The sequence below is a fragment of the Nonomuraea sp. NPDC003754 genome (assembly GCF_053605785.1).
Genome location: NZ_JBSGJX010000001.1, coordinates 1 through 18272 on the forward strand (window position 1 = coordinate 1; position 18272 = coordinate 18272).

Annotated in this window: 18 protein-coding genes and 1 tRNA gene; 12 read left to right on the forward strand and 7 right to left on the reverse strand. The window is 69.0% G+C overall.

What is annotated here, in order from left to right; genetic code table 11:
* The coding region (locus ACWEVS_RS00005) for a transposase (RefSeq protein WP_452549573.1) at nucleotides 1–134 on the reverse strand (134 nt) is incomplete at its 3' end.
* Here ACWEVS_RS00005 and ACWEVS_RS00010 point away from each other — a divergent pair.
* The 6 genes from ACWEVS_RS00010 to ACWEVS_RS00035 all read left to right on the forward strand — a co-directional run bounded on the left by ACWEVS_RS00010 (nucleotide 113) and on the right by ACWEVS_RS00035 (nucleotide 5888).
* Nucleotides 113–931: a hypothetical protein gene (locus ACWEVS_RS00010; RefSeq protein ID WP_452549586.1), complete on the forward strand. Its 819-nt coding sequence runs from the start codon at nucleotides 113–115 to the stop codon at nucleotides 929–931. The genes ACWEVS_RS00005 and ACWEVS_RS00010 overlap by 22 nt on opposite strands.
* Before the next feature lie 413 nt (nucleotides 932–1344).
* The gene (locus ACWEVS_RS00015) at nucleotides 1345–2031 is read left to right on the forward strand and encodes a DNA polymerase III subunit beta family protein (protein ID WP_452549179.1); all 687 of its coding nucleotides are present in this window, start codon (nucleotides 1345–1347) and stop codon (nucleotides 2029–2031) included.
* Nucleotides 2032–2115: 84 nt separating this feature from the next.
* Nucleotides 2116–3189 (forward strand): bifunctional DNA primase/polymerase, encoded by a 1074-nt coding sequence (locus tag ACWEVS_RS00020; RefSeq protein ID WP_452549181.1) that lies wholly within the window; start codon nucleotides 2116–2118, stop codon nucleotides 3187–3189.
* 14 nt (nucleotides 3190–3203) lie between these two features.
* On the forward strand, nucleotides 3204–3404 hold the full coding sequence (locus tag ACWEVS_RS00025; protein ID WP_452549183.1) for a helix-turn-helix transcriptional regulator: 201 nt from the start codon (nucleotides 3204–3206) through the stop codon (nucleotides 3402–3404).
* Nucleotides 3401–4774: a tyrosine-type recombinase/integrase gene (locus ACWEVS_RS00030; RefSeq protein ID WP_452549184.1), complete on the forward strand. Its 1374-nt coding sequence runs from the start codon at nucleotides 3401–3403 to the stop codon at nucleotides 4772–4774. The genes ACWEVS_RS00025 and ACWEVS_RS00030 overlap by 4 nt, the downstream gene beginning before the upstream one ends.
* A gap of 112 nt (nucleotides 4775–4886) precedes the next feature.
* A complete protein-coding gene (locus tag ACWEVS_RS00035; protein ID WP_452549186.1) occupies nucleotides 4887–5888 on the forward strand; it encodes an HNH endonuclease in 1002 nt (333 codons plus the stop codon).
* Between the two features lie 862 nt (nucleotides 5889–6750).
* Here the strand turns inward: ACWEVS_RS00035 and ACWEVS_RS00040 are convergent.
* Nucleotides 6751–7809 (reverse strand): hypothetical protein, encoded by a 1059-nt coding sequence (locus ACWEVS_RS00040; RefSeq protein WP_452549188.1) that lies wholly within the window; start codon nucleotides 7807–7809, stop codon nucleotides 6751–6753.
* Between the two features lie 242 nt (nucleotides 7810–8051).
* Here ACWEVS_RS00040 and ACWEVS_RS00045 point away from each other — a divergent pair, with 242 nt between their 5' ends.
* On the forward strand, nucleotides 8052–8231 hold the full coding sequence (locus ACWEVS_RS00045) for a hypothetical protein (protein ID WP_452549190.1): 180 nt from the start codon (nucleotides 8052–8054) through the stop codon (nucleotides 8229–8231).
* 406 nt (nucleotides 8232–8637) lie between these two features.
* Complete coding sequence (locus ACWEVS_RS00050; protein WP_452549192.1) at nucleotides 8638–8919, forward strand: hypothetical protein; 282 nt, start codon at nucleotides 8638–8640, stop codon at nucleotides 8917–8919.
* Between the two features lie 133 nt (nucleotides 8920–9052).
* Here the strand turns inward: ACWEVS_RS00050 and ACWEVS_RS00055 are convergent.
* A tRNA-Arg gene (locus tag ACWEVS_RS00055) sits at nucleotides 9053–9124 on the reverse strand.
* A gap of 138 nt (nucleotides 9125–9262) precedes the next feature.
* Between ACWEVS_RS00055 and ACWEVS_RS00060 the strand changes: the two genes are divergently transcribed.
* Entirely contained in the window at nucleotides 9263–9628 is a 366-nt protein-coding gene (locus tag ACWEVS_RS00060; RefSeq protein WP_452549575.1) for a response regulator transcription factor, read from the forward strand.
* A gap of 453 nt (nucleotides 9629–10081) precedes the next feature.
* Here ACWEVS_RS00060 and ACWEVS_RS00065 read toward each other — a convergent pair whose 3' ends face one another.
* Nucleotides 10082–12817: a helix-turn-helix transcriptional regulator gene (locus tag ACWEVS_RS00065; protein ID WP_452549194.1), complete on the reverse strand. Its 2736-nt coding sequence runs from the start codon at nucleotides 12815–12817 to the stop codon at nucleotides 10082–10084.
* A gap of 100 nt (nucleotides 12818–12917) precedes the next feature.
* On the opposite strand from ACWEVS_RS00065, the gene ACWEVS_RS00070 reads away from it, so the two are divergent.
* From ACWEVS_RS00070 to ACWEVS_RS00080, 3 genes are all read left to right on the forward strand, one after another.
* Nucleotides 12918–13523, forward strand: coding sequence for a LysE family translocator (locus tag ACWEVS_RS00070; RefSeq protein WP_449930653.1), 606 nt, complete (start codon nucleotides 12918–12920; stop codon nucleotides 13521–13523).
* A 150-nt stretch (nucleotides 13524–13673) separates the two neighbouring features.
* On the forward strand, nucleotides 13674–14225 hold the full coding sequence (locus ACWEVS_RS00075; protein WP_452549196.1) for a TetR/AcrR family transcriptional regulator: 552 nt from the start codon (nucleotides 13674–13676) through the stop codon (nucleotides 14223–14225).
* A gap of 20 nt (nucleotides 14226–14245) precedes the next feature.
* Entirely contained in the window at nucleotides 14246–15379 is a 1134-nt protein-coding gene (locus ACWEVS_RS00080) for an alpha/beta hydrolase (RefSeq protein WP_452549198.1), read from the forward strand.
* 166 nt (nucleotides 15380–15545) lie between these two features.
* Here ACWEVS_RS00080 and ACWEVS_RS00085 read toward each other — a convergent pair whose 3' ends face one another.
* From ACWEVS_RS00085 to ACWEVS_RS00095, 3 genes are read right to left on the reverse strand one after another with little or no spacing between them, the layout of a single operon-like run.
* Nucleotides 15546–16733 carry a hypothetical protein gene (locus ACWEVS_RS00085; protein ID WP_452549200.1) on the reverse strand — a complete coding sequence of 396 codons (1188 nt, stop codon included), beginning with the start codon at nucleotides 16731–16733 and terminating at the stop codon, nucleotides 15546–15548.
* Between the two features lie 9 nt (nucleotides 16734–16742).
* Nucleotides 16743–17123, reverse strand: a complete 381-nt coding sequence (locus ACWEVS_RS00090) for a RidA family protein (protein WP_449930658.1) — start codon at nucleotides 17121–17123, stop codon at nucleotides 16743–16745.
* A 9-nt stretch (nucleotides 17124–17132) separates the two neighbouring features.
* Entirely contained in the window at nucleotides 17133–18218 is a 1086-nt protein-coding gene (locus tag ACWEVS_RS00095) for an alanine racemase (protein WP_452549202.1), read from the reverse strand.
* Between the last annotated feature and the right edge of the window lie 54 nt (nucleotides 18219–18272).

The window sequence follows — 18272 nt, forward strand, 5'->3', positions numbered from 1 at the left end:
CGGATCCAGTTCCGCAACGTCTCGGAACTGATCCCCAGGTCAGCGGCGATCCCTGCGATCGTCGCGCCCGGCCTGGACTCATACAACGCCACCGCGTCCTTCTTGAACTCCGGTGGATAGTTCTTCATCCCCAACGGGACACTCTCCCGATCTCCCCGAACCAGCAAGGTCCAGGGTCTCAGGTGTCCAGTCCTCAGGGGGAACGCCCGACAACGTCACCGACATCCCCGACTGGCTGTCCAACTCCCTGTGCAAGGGCGTCACCGGGGACGCCGTGCTGCAGCGCGTCCTGCACTCCGACGAAGACATCACCGTCTTCTCCTTCCAGCGCGTCATCGCCATGACCACCATCGGCATCAAAAGCGCGCTCGCCGGTGACCTGGTGGACCGGATGCTGCTAGTCGAACCCGAAGTACTGGACATCCGCCTGCCCGAATCGCACGTGCGGACTGTGCGCGAGCAGGCCATGCCCTCCGCGCTCGGCGCCATCCTCGACCTGGTCGCCGCGGTGCTCGCCAGACTGCCCGCGGTGCAGCTGGCCGACCTGCCGCGCATGGCCGACTTCGCCCGCATCCTGGCCGCCCTCGATCAGGCGACCGGCTGGCAGACGCTGGCCAGCTACCAGGCCCGGATCACCGCCATGGGCATGAGCCTGATCGAGGGCAACACCCTGGCCCGCGCCCTCTACCTGTTCGCCTCCCCACACCCGTGGGAGGGCGAAACCAGCCACCTGCTCGCCGCCCTGCACCGCGTGTGCGGCGAACACGGCCTACCCGCCAGCGAGCTGCCGGCCGACGTACGCACCATCGGCACCCGGCTGACCGAGCTGGCGCCGTCCCTGCGCAAGGTCGGCGTGGACATCAGACGCCGCAAGAGCGGCGCCAAACGCTTCGTCCGCGTGATCAAAACCGTGAGCGAGCTACAAGAATAAAGATCAACTTCTCTTCTACTTTTCAAATAAGAAGAAACGTTGTCCCCTTGTCCCATTCGTGGCCTGACCTGCACAAACAGTGGGACAACGGCTTGTCCCTGCTTGTCCCTCGTTGTCCCAAGATCACGACGAGAGGGACAACAAGGGACAACGGTGGGACAACCCGTTGTCCCAGTGTCGTCCCAGCTCAGCACCCGATTGGGACAACGGGACAACGATTCGCCGCATTCTCACATCTCCGGCCGCCCGGCAGCGGGGGATGCCTCCCCAGCGACCACCCCCGGTAGCCGCGCCGCACCGCCCGGCTCTCCGATCGCCCGGCCCGAGCGGTTCCGGTCGCCTCCGTCGCCGCCTGGCAGGGAGGCATCCCCCGCTGCCTGGTCTCCATCCGTCGTTCACGAGAGGAATGCCGCATGACCACATCCACCTGCCCGGCCATCGTCACGCTGACCGGCACAGCCCTGCGCCAGTACCTGGGCGCCGTCCTGCCGCACGCCAGCACGGACGACACCCTGCCAATCCTCACCGCGGTCACCTTCGAGGTCGCCGACGGAGCGCTGTACGCCCTCGCCACCGACCGCTACACCATGGGAATCGTCCGCCAGCCCCTCGACACCGACCAGCCACATCCCACTAGCGCGCTGAGCGTGATCATCTCCGCCGCCGCCCTCCAGGCCACCGCCCGACAGGTCAAAGCTCGCGCACGGGTCACGCTCACCGTGACCGAGCAGGCGGTCACCATCGAACAGGCCGGCGCCTTCACCCTGGCCTGCCGACTGCCTGCGCTGGAGATGTCGCCACTCCTGTCGAACTGGCGCACCTGGTTCGCCGACCAGGTACGGAACAAGCCCGACCGCGCCGTACACACCGACCGAGGCACCGCACTGGCCCCTGCCTATCTGGCCCGCTTCCGTCCCGCCACCCGCGACCACCTGCCGCTCCAGTTCCGCCCGGCCGGCCGCGCCGTCGTGGTCACCTGCGGCGAGCACTTCCTTGGCCTGATCTCACCCCGCCGCCCCACCGAGCAGGAAACCGCTCAGCCCGACCCGCTGGACAGCTGGCTGCCCGCCAACGAGGTCGCCGACGCCAAAGCAGCCTGACAAGACCACCGTCACCCCGATCCGCCCCGCCTGGATGCGCTGTCCAGGCGGGGCGGATCGCATTCACTGCCATGAGGTCTCATCGTGCCCCTGCCACATGCCGCCCCAACCGGCCAGCTGAGACTCGCACTCGAACTGGCCGCCCACGACTGGCACATCCTGCCCCTGTCCCCGACCAGCAAGCGCCCACTCGCCAACTGCCCACGCTGCCGTGCCAACGGCCGACCGCATCCCATCGACACCTGTCCCTGCCTGCCCACCGACGGCTGGTGCCACGGCGTACGCGCAGCCACCACCGACCCCGACCGGCTAGCCGCCTGGTGGCGCCGCCAACCGCACGCCGTCCCAGGCGTCGCAGCAGGCCCCTCCCACCTGATCCTGATCGACCTGGACGCGCACTCCGCCAAGCCGTCCGCCAACCAGGCCGACCTCCTGCCCAGCATCGACCTGAACAACCAGCAGGATCACCTGCCACCCGACCTGACCGACGTGCGCACCGGCATGGACGTCCTGGCCCTGCTCGCCCGTCTCCGCGGCGGCTCCCGCCCCTGGCCCACCGAGCCCACCCACCAGCCGATCACAGTCCACACCCCCAGCGGCGGACGCCACCTGTGGTACCGCGCACCTGCCACACCTGTACGGCAGGCGCTCGGCGAACTCGGCTGGCAGATCGACATCAAGGCCGGATGGAACTACGGCATCGCCCCCGGCGCCACCACCTCCACCGGCACCTACACCAAGCGCTCCGGCGACATTACCGCCCCCGGCCACATGCCTGCCTGGCTCGCGCACGAAGTCACCCGCGTCGCCGCCACAAGCCGTTCTCAGAGCCATGCACGTGGCCCACAAATCATTCCTGGTGATCGGCGGTCTGACGTGAAGGCCGCTCGTCGCTATCTCACTATCGTCATCGAACGCGGCAGCAACCATCTAGCCACACTCACCGACGGCCGCCAGCGCGCCCTATCAGCCCTCGCCTACCAGACCGGCGGCCTGCTCTCCTGGTCTGGCCTGCCCGAGCACCAGGTCGCCGCCTGGCTCATCGACGCCGGCGAGCGCAGCGGACTCCCCCACCATCTGGCCACCCGCATCGTCCACCGCTCCCTCGACCAGGGCACCAGGTCGCCCCTGTCGCCTCCCGCCATCCCCACCACCTGAAGGAGCTCAACAACATGCCGACACCCCGTCCGACCAAGCACGAATGGCTCACCGTCGAAGAGGTATGCAAAGAACTACGAATCTCTCGCCGTTCGTGGGACCGCTGGCGTGAGCAGGGCACCGGCCCCAAATCCGTACGGCTCGCCGGCAACGGCCCCATCCGGATCCGCCGTGACTGGCTGGACGCCTGGCTCAACGCCCAGGTGGCCGCGTGAAAAGCTATCAGGTCCGATTCTGGAAGATCCAGACCAGGAGGGGACGGCGGCGGCCGTATATTGTCCGGTGGATCGTGGACGACCGACCCCCGTTCAACCAGTCCTTCGCCACCTATGGATTGGCCGACTCCTTCCGTTCGAAACTCTTGACCGCGGCCCGCGAGGGCGAGGCGTTCGACACCGATAGTGGCCTGCCCGAGTCGATGCACCGAGAAAAGAAGGCCATCACGTGGCTGGCGCACGCCGTCGACTACGTCGCCACAAAGTGGCCCAAAGCGTCGGCCAACTCTCGCCGCTCAATCATCGAGGCCATGCTAACCGTGACACCCGCCTTGGTCCGCGACCGCCGCGGAGCCCCGGACATCAGAACTATTCGATCCGCCCTTCGCTGGGCACTCCTCCCCAACCGAGATGAGAACCAGGCCCCTGAAGAACTCCAATCGGCCCTGGGCTGGCTCCGAAAGAGCTCCGTGGCCATCACCGACCTGACCGCCCGCAGCATGCTGGACAAGGCTCTGACGGCCTGCACCACCAAGCTGGATGGCAGCCAGACGGCGCCGGAGTACTACCGACGCCAGCGCCGCGTGCTCTACAACAGCCTGCGCTTCGCGGTCAGCCGGGAACGCCTACGGGAGAACCCGCTCGACGCGCCCACGCTTAAACAAGACTGGGCCCAACCCCAGGCCGACATCGCCGTTGACCCGCGCGTCGTCGGCAACCCACACCAGATCCAGCAGGCCCTGGTCGCCTGCAGCTACGCCGGCCGGCGCCAGGGACCGCGGTTCGTCGCGTTCTTCGCCTGCATGTACTTCGCCATGATGCGCCCGGCGGAAGTCATCCGCCTGTGTGAGTCGAACTGCACACTCCCAGAGACGGGCTGGGGCAAGCTCCTCCTGGAAGCCTCCAGACCCGAGGTGGGCAAGGACTACACCGACAACGGCGACCTTCACGACGACCGTGGGCTCAATGGCCGCTCACGCAAGACGGTCCGCCTTATCCCGATCCCGCCCGAGCTGGTCGAACTGCTCCGCCAGCACATTGCCCGGTACGGCGTCGCCCCCGACGGCCGCCTATTCCGCTCCGAGAGTGGCAAGCCGATCCCAAAGTCGACCTACTCCCGGCTCTGGACCAAGGTGCGATGGCTGGCGCTCACCCCCGAGCAGGTCCACTCACCGCTCATGGGCAGGCCCTACGACCTCCGCCACGCCGGGGTCACCTGGCGCCTGTCGGCGGGCGTCCCAGCCGCCCAAGTAGCCGAATGGGCAGGGCACAGCGTCGAGGTCCTGCAACGGATCTACCACCGCTGCATGGACGGCTATGACGACGTCTGGATCGATCGGATGAACCAGGCGCGCCGAGATCTGCCCTAAAAGTTACACAAATACATAAATCGCAATAGCTGAACAACACACCAGATCGGAGGACATGACCTCAGCTCACGCACATATACCGTTTGTCGGATGTGGCCTCTAGGCTTCGGCCATGAACAAGGGAGCGATCAGCCGTGAGTCAGTCTTGAAGACGCTCAGCGAACATGACCGGCTCGGCAGAGATCGCTTCCTAGCCACATACGGGTTCGGGGCCGCCCGCTCCTACCTCCTGGTTCACGACGGCAAGGAGTACGACTCCAAGGCCATTGCCGGCGTCGCCCACCGCTATGAACACGGTCAACCGCTGACAGCGGACGAGTTCAGCGGCGGCCGTGAAGGCGCCGCAGCATGGTTGGAGAAGCTAGGGTTTCGGATCAAGGTCGTACGCAATCCCGATTGGACTTGGGACGAACTGGTTTTAGCCTGTGACCTCGTCGTCAAGAACAACTGGAAGGGCCTTGACGCCAGCAACCCAAGTGTCAAGGAGCTATCGACGTTACTGCAGGCGGCACCAATCCACGACCTTAAGTCCCGCGGTGAGACGTTCCGCAACGCCAATGGGGTCGCCCGCAAGACTTTCGACCTTGCCACCCACCACCCCGCCTACACAGGCCGTCCCACAAATGGCGGTGCCCTCGACCTGCAAGTCATCGAGGCATTCCTCGAACGACCAGACGAGATGGCTCACGCAGCGGAGCTCATGCGTGACGGCTTACGCCCGAACGGAGACCTCACTGCTTTTCCGCTCCTCAGCGGGGAGCCGGACGAGGATTACAGCGCTCCTGAAGGCCGCCTACTGCTGCGCCGCCACCTCACTCGTGAACGCAGCCCCAAGTTGAGACGCCGAAAGATCGAGAGCGTCCTGAAGAACGGCGGGCAACTCGCTTGCGAAGCGTGTGGCTTTGACTTCCAGAAGCAATACGGCGAGCGCGGTTCCGGCTATATCGAGTGCCATCACGTCATCCCTCTCCACCAGGCCGGGGAAGGGCATACAAAGCTCGTCGATCTAGCACTCATCTGCGCCAACTGCCACCGTATGATCCACCGGCGCGCCCCCTGGCCCACCCCTGCGCAGCTTCGAGAGCTCATCGAAGTTGTCAATACCCCGACATGACTCCGGATGTCGATTTCTGACCCCACCCGCATTGGGGCGCCCGCGCTACTCCCGGTGCTCCGCGGGCTAGCCTACGAGGGCTGGGCCATGGCAGGCGTGGTCAACTGGCGATCCAACCACACGGTCGAGGTCGGCGCGCTGGTAGCTGTGCACGGCCCACGCCGGCTGGGCATGGCTCAACCCCTCGCGATAAATCGGACTATGTTCCTGCGAGCTCGGCATACGCGGCGGCAGGTTCGACATAGCCCCGTGTCACTTTCGCAGGAGCAGGTGACCACTCTCGCGCGGGCGCTCGACGTCGCCTTCCGCCGTACATGACGTAGGGGTCAGAACGGGCGGTACGACGGAAGGGCGACCTCGATGCTCCGCCGATGGCACGTTGTTGGTGTTCTGGGCGGCCGCGATGCGGCCTATGGCAGGTCTAGGGACCTGCCTTCACCGAGATTTGCTGGGGTGGAAGCATTAGGTCGAGAACCAAATTGCGACACTTACGCCACTCATTAACATCGCCGGTGTTTTCGTTCGTACAGACCTTGTACACGGTCTCTGTCCATACCCGTCGATCGTCCCCGCGGTCCTCGGTATCACTGGCGGGAGTCTGCGCCGTGACGGTCGCGGATGGAGGGGTCGTTACAACAGGGGCTGGGTCGTTCTCCAGGACCCCGAATAGGTCAGTCGTCATGGAGCAGACGGCGGCGACAGTGCCCACGAAGGTGAGCACGGTGACCTGTTCCCTGGTGAGGTGAAGGCCTCCGCGAGCGGGCCTTCGATGGTGCCCTCGTGGCATGGGCTGATAGTAGGGGTACAGCCAGAATGTCGGGTGACACTCGAGTGAAAGGCCGGCTCCTGCAGCGGTGCTGTGTCACGGTGGCGGCACGTCGGCTTTCGAGCCCAACGCTCGGCCGGCCCCATCGAGGTCCTTCTGCCGGAGTGTGAGTTCCTTCATGCACTTCTTCACGGCGTCTTCGGCGAACCCATGGTCGGTTACCTGGTAGCGGCGCGGCTCATAACGCTCTCGGCTCAACCGGGTGAGCAGCTCCCAGGTGTTGGCGAACATTCCCGTGGCAGTGCCTGCCTCCCTCGGAGGACGAGCGAAGCGGATCAGCCCGAACTCACGCAGCCGCTGACAGCCGTCCTCCCAGGCGTCGCGCCGTAGGCCGAAGCCCTCCAGGCGAGCTTGCCCATAGAGGTAGACCCCGGATTTGATGTGCGTGTCACGGGCCCACTGGCTGAGGCCTCTCAGGATGAGCCAGGTGGCAACTTCCGAGGGATTGAGTACCTGGATCCAGCCGTTCAGGAAGAAGTCTGTGGGGATCGTGATCGTTGCGGCGGACCAGTGGTTCTGGGGAACGGTGTAGGTGTCCGGGGTCTGATTTCCACCACGGCCGCTCTCCTTCATGAGCGAGAACGACTCGTACAACCGCTGGCCTCTCTTTCCCCGGGGCATAGTGACCAGGGCTTGCTCAAGACCGAGTTCTTCCAAGGTCCTCAACGCTCCCTGGACCTGCCGCAGTCGTAGGTCTTCCAGCTTCCTGTCCCCGTTGGTATCGCGCATGTACGTCGCCGACTGGGTGTCGTAGGCCCCGTCGATGGCGACCAAGTCTGACCAGGACCCACGCCCGGATAGCGGCAGGGCGTTTCCCCACGGCTCCCCCACGTTGAGCCGGCACTGAGCCTCGAAGACCGCCAGCAGATAAAAGCGCATCGCGATCCCCTTGGGCAGGACCAGCCGCGTCAGCGGTGGCCGCCCTTCGGACACCTCCAGCAAGGTTCCGCGGAGGACAACCGCATCCGGTTTCCTCCCGGCCTCCCAGATGTCCCTCAGCGCCTTGCTTGCCCCTGCGACCGAGCGGCTCTTATCCATCTGCGTCAGCCGCCGCAGTCGGCGCTCGTTCGCTTCACGTGCACCAGCCATATCCATCCCAAGCAGCGTTTTGATCTCAACCTTTTGACCCGCACATAAGATCTCTTAGCTAACTATAGATATCTCGGTGCGGATCAATACGTTGCCATGCTCACGGATCGAGGTCTCCCGAGAGGCTAATCCTTGGTGGTGAGCCTGCTTGAGACGGGCTTGGCGGCTCGCCGTTCGCGCTCGAAAGCGAACGGCCCCGGGGTCCAACCGGGGCCGCCTCGGTTCAGAGAACACTTCTGGGGAGACTAGTGGCCAACAGTAAGAACAAGAACCGCCAGAACCATCCCGAGCCGCTGCCGCAGCGGTGGGCAATCATCCTCCTCACCGGATTCGTAGCCGGGGCCACCGTCGTCGCCCTCGCCGGCCTGCTGCCCGGCCTCGGCGCCGCCGGGGTAACCATTCTGGGCCTGCATCAGCTCATGGCATAGGACGGCGCCTGGGGGCGCTCACCCGAGCGCCCCCAGCAGCACGACAGCCTCTCGTGGCCGCCATCGTGGAAGGGGCCCACCTGTCATGTCGTTGCGGTTGACCGCCCGTGGATCCGTGCTGCTTCGGACGTCGTAGTCACGAGCTCGACAGCGACCGAGAGCCCGAATCCGACCACGAGCGCGAACGTGATCACGACCGCGAGCCCGAACCCAATCACGAGCGCGAGAGTCGATACGACTCGGTGGAGGCCAGACACACTGCCACACAGCGTGGCAAACCACGGCACTCATGAGGAGCAGGCCACCTGCTACGGCGAGAGGTATGAAGCCGATTGCGACTTGGGCAACGACGACGGCCCGCGGCCACAGTTCCTGAAGGACGAGGTCGCACACCGCCCTCCACCCCATGCGGCCGGCTGCCAATGTTGAGGCCGTCTGCAAGGTCCTGGCCAACACCAGTTGGCCAGGCTTGACCGGCACAGAGATCGGCAAGTTGATCGCGATGCTCGGAATCGAAGTTGTCAGTCCCAACGCCAGCAAGTGGGATTTGCTCTGGGTCGCGTTGATGACCAAGCAGCAGGCCAACCAGACCAGCAACTGCATCATCACCGAGGCGACGGCACCGGGCCACCGTGCGGTGCGAGAGCCAAGATCGCCAGGACAGCTGACCATGACGACAAGCTCCTGATGATTTCTGCCCGCGTGCTGCCCGTGGCGCCCGTCATTTCGCGTCTAACAGGGTCACAAGGTGGCGTCGCCGATAACGCAGCCGATCAAGTAAAAAGCCAGGTCAGACGATGTCTGGCCTGGCTGATCGAGTGTGCCCCCTGCAGGATTCGAACCTGCGCACCCGGCTCCGGAGGCCGGTGCTCTATCCCCTGAGCTAAGGGGGCTCGACGACTGACAACGTTACCAGCATTCACCCACCACTCTGCACCACGATGAAGCTCCGAGCACACATCCAACGAAAACCGCACGGGCGGGCCTCCCGACGGGTTACCTTGGCGGCCGTGGGCGATGATCTGGGCAGGGTGCTTGTAGGAGATGATGACGAGGTCATCAGGCAGCTCATCGCGGTCAATCTCACCTTGGAGGGTTTCGAGGTGGTGACCGCGACGGACGGCCAGGACTGCCTCGATCAAGTCTTGGACGTGATGCCCGATGTCATCACGCTCGACGTGATGATGCCCCGGCTGGACGGTTGGGAGACGGCCTCACGGTTGCGCACCGACGAGGGCACCGCCCACATCAAGGTGGTGCTCATCACCGCAAGAGCCCAGGAGTCGGACCGGCGGCGCGGGCTGGGGATCGGGGTCGACGCCTACCTCACCAAGCCGTTCGATCCGGCCGAGCTGATCCAGGTGGTCAGGGAGCTGGCGGACAGGGCCAAGGCTTAGGGCGGATCTCGCCGTGGGCGGTGGCCGTCCAGGTGTCGGGTGGAGGTGCACCGGCAGACTCGGCCGGAGGCGCTCCGGTGCCGAGCTGAGGCTCTCCGACCTTCCTCGGGAGGCGACAACCCTCCTGCGGTAGAGCCATCCTCGGGAGGCGACGACCCCTCCCGCGGCAGAACCCTCCCGCGGTGGAACCCTCCCGCGGTAGGCGACCCAGCCCGGATCCGCCGCTCTCTCCTGCACCGGCAGGCCGGTCTGCGGCCGTTCAGGGGCTCTGGAGTCGCCATGGGGCCTGGATGGGGTCGGTGGAGGCGTGCAGGGCCGCCTACTGCGGCCGGTTCTCCTACAGGCACCCGGTGCCCGGCTTGGTTAGCGCCTGCGGCTGCGGGCCTGGAACACGCGCCAGGCGAAAGCGCGCGGGCAGCGGGCCTGGAACACGCGCCACGCGAGGCGCGCCGCCTACGGCAGCAGGCCGTGTTTGCGGGCGATGGCCGCCGCCTCGGTGCGGGTGGAGGCGTCGAGTTTGCCCAGGATGTTGGAGACGTGGACGCTCACCGTCTTCTGCGCGATGAACAGCCGCTCGCCGATCTCCCTGTTGCCCAGCCCTTCGGCGACCAGCGACAGCACCTCCGCCTCTCGCGCCGTGAGCGTTCCTGAGGGCCCGGAGCCGGTGAACCTGACCCGGCGGCCGAACTCGTCGAGCGCGGCGGCGAGCGGCGCCGCCCCGAGCTTCGCGGCCGTCTCGCGGGCGAGGGTCCATTCTTCCTGCGCGGCGGTACGGTCGCCGGTGGCCAGGAGCGCCTCGGCGAGCCGCCGGCGGGAGCGGGCCACCTCGTAGGCGAAGCCATAGGAGAACGCCTCGACGACTTCGCGCCACTGGCCAGGGTCGGAGCGGCCGTGGACGCGCGCCCATTCGGCCTCGGCGCGCAGCCGCCAGGCTCGGCCTTCGAGGCCCATCTCGCCGCGCTCGCCGTCGGGCCCGTTGGAGGCGGCGTGGCGGGCGCGGGCGATCAGCTCGTCCGCGCCGTCGGTACGGCCGAGCTCGCTCAGCGCCGCCAGGCCGGTGCTCACGATGCGGAGGGTGCCGGGGTCGCTCGGGCTGAGGATGTCGAGGACCGCCTCGACGTGGTCGAGGGCGGCGACGGGGTCGCCGTTCCACAGGGCGTGCTCGGCGGCCAGGCCGCGGGACATGTAGGCGACGAGGTCGTCGCTCCAGAACGGCTGCAGCCAGGTGAGGCGCTCGGCGACGTTCGGCAGCCCGCGGGCGACCTCGATGAACAGCGCGAACGACGAAAGGGTGGACTCGGGGACGGTGCCTGCCCGGGTGGGGAAGCGGGCGGCGACGGCCTCGGCGGCGTCCCATTCGCCCGCGACGTAGTGGATGAGGAAGCGGAGGAAGCGCAGGTCGGTGCCGTAGGTGCTCCAGGACAGCCCGGTCTCGCTGGCCACGGCGATGCCGCGCTCGGCGACTTCGGCGGCCTCGTCGAGACGCCCGAGGTCGTAGTGGAGGCGTGCGAGGTTGAACAGGGCGCGCAGGTCGATGGCGAGGTTGCCGGAGGTGCGGGCGGCAGCCGTACCGAAGAGGCGCTCGGCGTGGGCCCAGTCACCGCGCAGCGCGGCGGCGGCGGCGAGGGTGACCAGGGCGCTGGCCTCCGCGTCGGTGGCGCCGGCCGAGCGGGCGGTGGCCAGGGCACGCTCGGCCAGCTCCTCGACCTCGCCGTGTCGGTCGGTCCAGGACAGGCAGCGGGCGAGGGTGGCCAGGGCACGGGCCAGGACGACGGACTCGGTGGCGGTGGCGACGGCGGACTCGGCGACGGCGACGGCCTCCTCGCTCTGGTCCATCTCCCACAGGTAGGTGGCCAGGCGTTCCTGGACGTCGGGGCCGGTCGGGACGGCGCGCAGGCGGGCGATGGCGCCGTGGTTGTCGCCGCTGTCGGCGGCGGTGATGGCGCTGCGCATGGCCAGGGCACGCCGGGGCTCGCCCGCGCGCCGTTCGGCGTCGGGGACGCGGTCCCACAGCTCGAGGACCTGGTCGTAGTGGCGGTGCGCCTCGGCGGGGGCGCCGAGGCGCTCGGCGATGCGGCCCGCCTCGGCGGAGGCGGTCAGGGCGCCGACCAGGTCGTGGCCGGCGAGGTGGTGGTGGGCGAGTTCGGCGGGCGAGGTGAGCCGCGCGGCGAAGGCGGTGTGGAGGCGGGTGCGCTCGCCCGGCAGCAGGTCGGTGTAGACGGCCTCCTGCAGCAGCGCGTGGCGGAAGGCGTAGCCGTAGCCGTCGACGCGGAGCAGACCACGGGAGACGATCTCGCGCACGGCCTCCTCGAACTCGCCGACGGGCAGGCCGGAGATCTCGCGCAGCAGCGTGTCCTCGACGCGGCGGCCGGCGACGGCGGCGGCGCGCAGGACCCGCTGGCCGGGCTCGGACAGCACCTCGACGCGGGTCAGCAGGAGGCTGGCGAGGCTGTCGGGCAGCGCCTCGCCCTCGGCCATGGCGGCGAACAGCTCCTCGGCGTAGAAGGGGTTGCCGTCGGCGCGGGCGACGATCTCGCCGAGGCCGCGGGCGCCCACCTCGCCCAGGGTGGTCACGTAGTCGGACATCTCGCCGGAACCGAGCGGGCCCAGCTCGATGGCGGTCACCGAGGGCAGCCGCTTGAGCTCGGCGAGCACGGGGCGCAGCGGGTGGCGGCGGTGCAGGTCGTCGGTGCGGTAGGTGCCGACGACGCAGACGCGCTCCGACTGCAGCATGCGGCTGAGGAAGACCAGCAGGTCGCGGGTGGAGCGGTCGGCCCAGTGGAGGTCCTCGATCACGAAGAGGACGGGCTGGATGTCGGACAGCATGCCGAGCAGCGAGCCGAACAGCCGCTGCTGGGTCAGCCCCGAGGAGGACGCGGCGGCGCCGCGGTCGTCGAGCAACTGGCCGAGGATGGGCCGGGCGGCGACGGCGGCGGCGAGCGCGGGCTCGCGCAGCGCGTCGGCCAGCGGCAGGTACGGCAGGGCGTCGCCGAGCTCGGCGCACTGGCCGACCATGACCTGGACGCCCCGACGGCGCGCCTCGGCGACCAGCTCGGTGGCCAGGCGGGTCTTGCCGATGCCCGCGTCGCCGCCGACCAGGGCCACGCCCGCCCGGCCCGTCACGGCGTTGTCGAGCACGCGAACGAGCCCGCCCAGCTCAGCGGAGCGCCCGATCATCAGCCCGTTCATCCGGCCACTATGCCATGACCGGCGGACATTCCCATTGGACCCACGGAAACACCGGTCATTGGACCACATCCATGGACCAAGTCCGGCGTAGCGTCAGCGCATGCTTCTCTTTCTCGCCGCCTCGCTCACCCTGGTCCTCATCCCCGGGCCGAACCACCTCTACATCGCCGCCAGGGGGCTGTCGCAGGGCAGGTCGGCGGCGCTGGCCAGCGCGTTCGGGGTGGAGACCGGCACCCTCGTGCACATCGCGGCCGCGGCCGCCGGCCTGTCCTACCTGATCGCGCAGTCGGCGACGTGGTTCGCGGTGGTGAAGTGGGCGGGTGTGGCGTACCTGGTGTATCTGGGGGTGCGGACGCTGACCGGCAAGGAGGAGCTGACCACCCGTACGGCGGAGCCGCAGCCGCTGCGGGCGGTGTTCCTCGAAGGCGTGCTGGTGAACGTGCTGAACCCCAAGGTCATCCTGTTCTTCCTGGCGCTGCTGCCGCAGTTCGTCGACCCGGCGGCCGGGTCCCCTGCGATGCAGATCGTGCTGTACGGCGGGACGTTGCTGCTGCTGGGGCTGCTGTCGGACATCGTGTACGCGTTCATGGCGGGGGCGTTGAGCGATCGGCTGGCCAAGCGGGTCACGGCGCTGCGGTACGTCAGCGGGCTGGTCTACATCGGCCTGGGCATCGCGACGGCGTTCACGGGCCGTCGCACCGCATGAACCGCCGCCGCACCGCATGAACCGCCGCCGCACCGCATGAACCGCCGCCGCGCCGCATGAAGCGCGGCCGCCCCGCATGAAGCGCGGCCGCGCCGCATGAACCCGGCTTTCACCCGCACAACGCAACGGTGCGTTGCTACGATCGCCCGTATGGCACCGCGCAAGCAGCAGGAGATCTTCGAGGCCACCCTCACCCTGCTGGCCGAGCGCGGCTACGAGGACCTGACCATCGAAGGCGTCGCCGAGCGGTCGGGCGTCAACAAGACGACCATCTATCGCTGGTGGCCGTCCAAGCCCGCCCTGCTGGCCGCCGCCCTGGTCGAGGCCGACGCGCTCGCCCTCGACCAGCCCGACACCGGCACGCTGCGCGGCGATCTCGAAGCCCTGGTCGACGGCATGATCGCGTTGATCACGCGCCCGCCGTCGAGCGACATCGCGGTGGCCGCGCTCGGCGCCGCCGTACATCATCCGGAGCTGAACGCGCGGGGGTTCTTCGCCGACCGGTTCGCCCGCGAGCGGGAGGTCTTCGAACGGGCCATGGCGCGGGGTGAGCTCGGGGACGACACCGAGCCGATGCTGCTCGTCGACCTGCTGGCGGGCGCGGTGTGGGTGCGGGCGGTGTTCAGGGGGTTGCCACTGGAGGCCGGGTTCGCGCGGCGGGCCGTGTCGGCGGTGCTCGACGGGGTGACACCACAGCAGTAGCCGCCCACAAGGGAGCCGCAGTGATCCGACGCCTGCTCGCCGCCTGTCTCGTCACGGCGCTGACCGCCGTCGGCTGCGCCACGGGCCCGGCGACACCTCCCAGCGGCGCGGGTACGGCGGCGCCGCCGAGCGGCGCGGGTAGGGCGGCGCCGCCGAGCGCCGCCACCCCGGCGACACCCCCGAGCGGCCCGGGCCCTGCGGCACCCCCGAGCGCCGCCACCCCGGCGGCACCCCCGAGCGCCGCCACCCCGGCGGCACCGAGTGGCTCGACTCCGGCGATGCCGCCGAGCGGCGTCACTGCGGCGACGCCGTCGAGCGGCGCCGGTCCCGGGAGGCCGACCGCGCCCGTCATCGTGTCGGAGCGGCGGGACGGCCGCCTGGTCACACTCGTCGTCGACTCCCCCGCCGTCGGGCGGGAGGCGGAGGTCCAGATCCTGCTCCCCTCCGCCTGGCGTCCGGGCACCCGCTGGCCCGTCCTCTACCTGCTCGACGGCTGCTGCAGGGAAGCGGGCAGCGCGTGGGTGACCAGCGGCAGGGCCGACCAGGTGACCGAGGACGCCGGCGTGATCGTGGTCATGCCGGAGGCGGGCTTCGCCGGCTTCTACAGCGACTGGCTGGACGGCCCCCAGTGGGAGACCTTCCACCTCACCGAGGTCCGCGAGCTGATGGAGCGGCGCTATGGCGGCACCGGCAGGCGGGCCGTAGCGGGCCTGTCGATGGGCGGGTTCGGGGCGCTGTCCTACGCGGCGCGGCATCCCGGCATGTTCAGGGCGGCGGCCTCCTTCTCCGGCCTGCTCGACGTCAGCCGGCAGGACGTCGACCACCTCACCTCCCTGTCCGGCGACGACCCCGGCAAGCTGTGGGGTACCGACCTAGCCGCGCACAACCCGACCGCGCTCGCGGGCAGGCTGAAGGGCATCCCCGTCCATGTCTCCTGCGGGAACGGCGAGCCGGGCCCGCTCGACGGGCGGAACACGCCGAAGGACGTCGGCGAGGAGTTCGTCGAGAGGGAGAACCGCGCCTTCGTCGCCGCGGCGAGGAGGGCGGGCGTCAAGGTCACCGTGAACCTCTACGGCCCTGGCACGCACCGCTGGCCGTACTGGACGAGAGAGCTGGAGCGGGCGCTGCCGATGCTGCTGGCGAGTGTCAGGTGACGCGGGGCCGTACCGGTCACGAGCGTTGACCGACGCGCGGCCCACGCTGCTCGCGAGCGTCCGTCGAAAGACGCGCGGCCCACGCTGCTCGCGAGCGTCCGTCGAAAGACGCGCGGCCCACGCCGCGCGCGAGCGTCCGTCGACAGACGCGCGGCCGGGGCGAGCGTCAGCCGAGCGCGGCCGGGATGCGGTCGAGCGTCGGGTACGGCACCAGCCCGTAGGCGTAGAAGTCGACGGCGGCGGCGCCCGCGGCCTTGGCGGCGCGGACCTTGGCCACGAGCCGGTCGGCGGTGTCGCTGTCGGGGTGTCCGGGCCGCAGGACGGCGCGCACCTCGCGGTCCTTGCCGACCGAACGCAGGTAGGCGGCCACGTCGTCGGCCACCCGGGCGGCGTCGCGGGCGTAGCCGAGGACGCCGAAGGACGGCACCAGGTCGCCCAGCGCGACCAGGTCGACGCCGAGTTGCCACGCGTCGTGGGCGGCCAGGCCGGGCGAGGGCAGGCCGTGCTTGTAGCCCTTGACGGCGCCAGTGGCGTCGATGAAGGTCAGCTGCGACCCCTCGGCGGCGACCGCGGCGGAGACCTCGGACACCAGCGAGGTGACGGTCTCGGAGCGGGCGCGGGCGTAGTTGACGACGTCGGGGCCGGCGTAGGCGGTCAGCGCCGCCCTGGTGACCTCGCCCTGCGCGGGCGGCTCGCCGTCCAGGACCGCGCCGACGATGCGTGAGCACTCGTCGCGGGCCACCTCGGCGTTGACACCCAGGTCGCCGGCCCTGCGCATGCAGAAGTCGCAGAAGCACAGCGCCATGAGGTAGGCGTCCATCGGCCCGAGCGGGACGAACGAGCGCTCGGCCTTGAGCGGGCGGTAGTGCAGCGACTCGGCCACCACGCTGTCGACGCCGAGCCGGGCCACGGCTCTGGCCAGCGCGACGGCGTAGAGCCTGACGTCGGGGTGGGCCGGGCACAGGTCGGTGGGGTAGCCGCGGTCGCCGAAGCAGTTGCGCACGGTCACGTCGGGGTGCTGGGCGCCGATCGTCTCGTTGCGCAGGAACACCGTCCAGCCGTGGAACTTCAGGCTGCGCGCCGTGCAGGCCGCGCGCAGCCCGTCGAGGACGTCGAGATGACCGGGAGCGGGAAGCAGGCGCAGCTGCCCGAACAGGTCGTCGGGCAGCGAGAAGTGCGCTCCGTCGTGGCGGAGGGTGAGCCTGGACAGCCCGTGCGGAGTGACGTCGCGGGTGCCGTGGTGCACGACGCCGACGGTCACGCCGCCGACGCCGTAGCCGCGGATCCTGTCGAGCACCTTCTCCATGCCCTCGCTGCGCAGATCCTCGGCGAAGACGTACACGGAACTGTCCACAGGCGAACCCTACGCGCTCTTGTGCGCGACGAAGTCGATCTCCACGAGGATGTCCATCAGGTCCGAGCCGACCGTGGTCCTGACCGGGTACGGCTGGGTGAAGTAGGACTTGTAGACCTCGTTGTAGGCGGCGAAGTCGCGCTTGAGGTGCTGCAGGTGGACGGTCGACTTCACCACGTCGTCGAAGCCGAGCCCGTGGGCGGCGAGGATGGCGCCGAGGTTCTTCATGACCTGGTGGGTCTGGGTCTCGATGTCGTCGCCGACGATCTCGCCGGTCTGCGGGTCGAGGGGGCCCGCGCCGGAGGTGTAGACGAAGTCGCCGACCACGAGGCCCTGCGAGTAGGCGCCGACGGGGGCCGCGCCCTCGGCGGTCCTCAGTTCCTTCTTCACCGGATCTCCTTAGAAGTGGGTGGTGATCGTGCCGACGACGGTGTAGTCGTCGTCGACGAGCGGGAGCACGCGCCACTTGTCGAAGGCGGTGCAGGGATGGGAGACGCCGAAGGCGACCAGCTCGCCCACCTCGAGCGCCCCGTGGACGACGGTGTGCTGGTCCTGCATCTTCACCACGGTCAGGCCGGGCCTGCGCGGGATCGGCAGGCCCTCGTCGTAGGGCGCGTCGCGCTTGCCCATGCCGATGATCGCCAGGTCCGGTTCGGGGGTGGACAGCACGTGCGCCCAGATCTCGAAGGCGGGCCGCAGGGAGCCCTCGATCCGGTTGAAGGGCGTGCGCTCGCGGTAGTAGCCGTCGTCGTGGGTGACGTAGGCGCCGCTGCGCAGGATGATCTTCGCCTGGGTGGTGACGAGCTCGCGGCCGATCACGTCGAACCACTGGCTGCCGCCGACGCTGAGCACGGGCGCGCGGATATGTTCGACGGCGTTCTGCAGGATCGCCAGGTACTTCCGGACGTCCTCGGCGGTCTTCAACGCCCCCTCGTAGCCGGCCACGCCCGCGAGCTCCACGCCGTCGCTCGCCCGCACGTAGGCCGCCAGGTCCAGCAGGTCGTCGAACTTCCTGCAGCCGGCGCGCCCGCCGTGGTGCCCCACCTCGACCAGCACCGCGAACGGCCGGCGGCCCGCGTGCCGGGCCAGGATGTCCACCCCGGCCCGCGAGTCGACGAAGCTCACGAACTCGAAGCCGGGGTCGCGGTCCAGCTCGGCGGCGGCCCAGGCCAGCCCGGCCGGGTCCACGACCTGGTTGGCGACCATGATCCGGGAGGCGCCGAACCCGCGCACGGCCATCGCCTGGCTCGGGGTCGCGACGGTCAGGCCCCAGGCGCCCGCGTCGAGCTGCATGCGGGCGATCTCGGGTGACATGTGGGTCTTCGCGTGGGGCGCCAACAGCATGCCGTGGTCGCGGGTGAAGGCCGCCATGGTGGCGATGTCGTGCTCGAGCGCGGTGCGCTTGACCACCATCAGCGGGAACGCGAACGCCCCGCCGAACACGGGCTGTCCCAGGACGTCCGCCCCCGACCGAAACCCCTTCATCGCACAGACCCTACCTTTCCGCCGCGGCTGCTGATCTCCAGCCCTCCCCTGTAC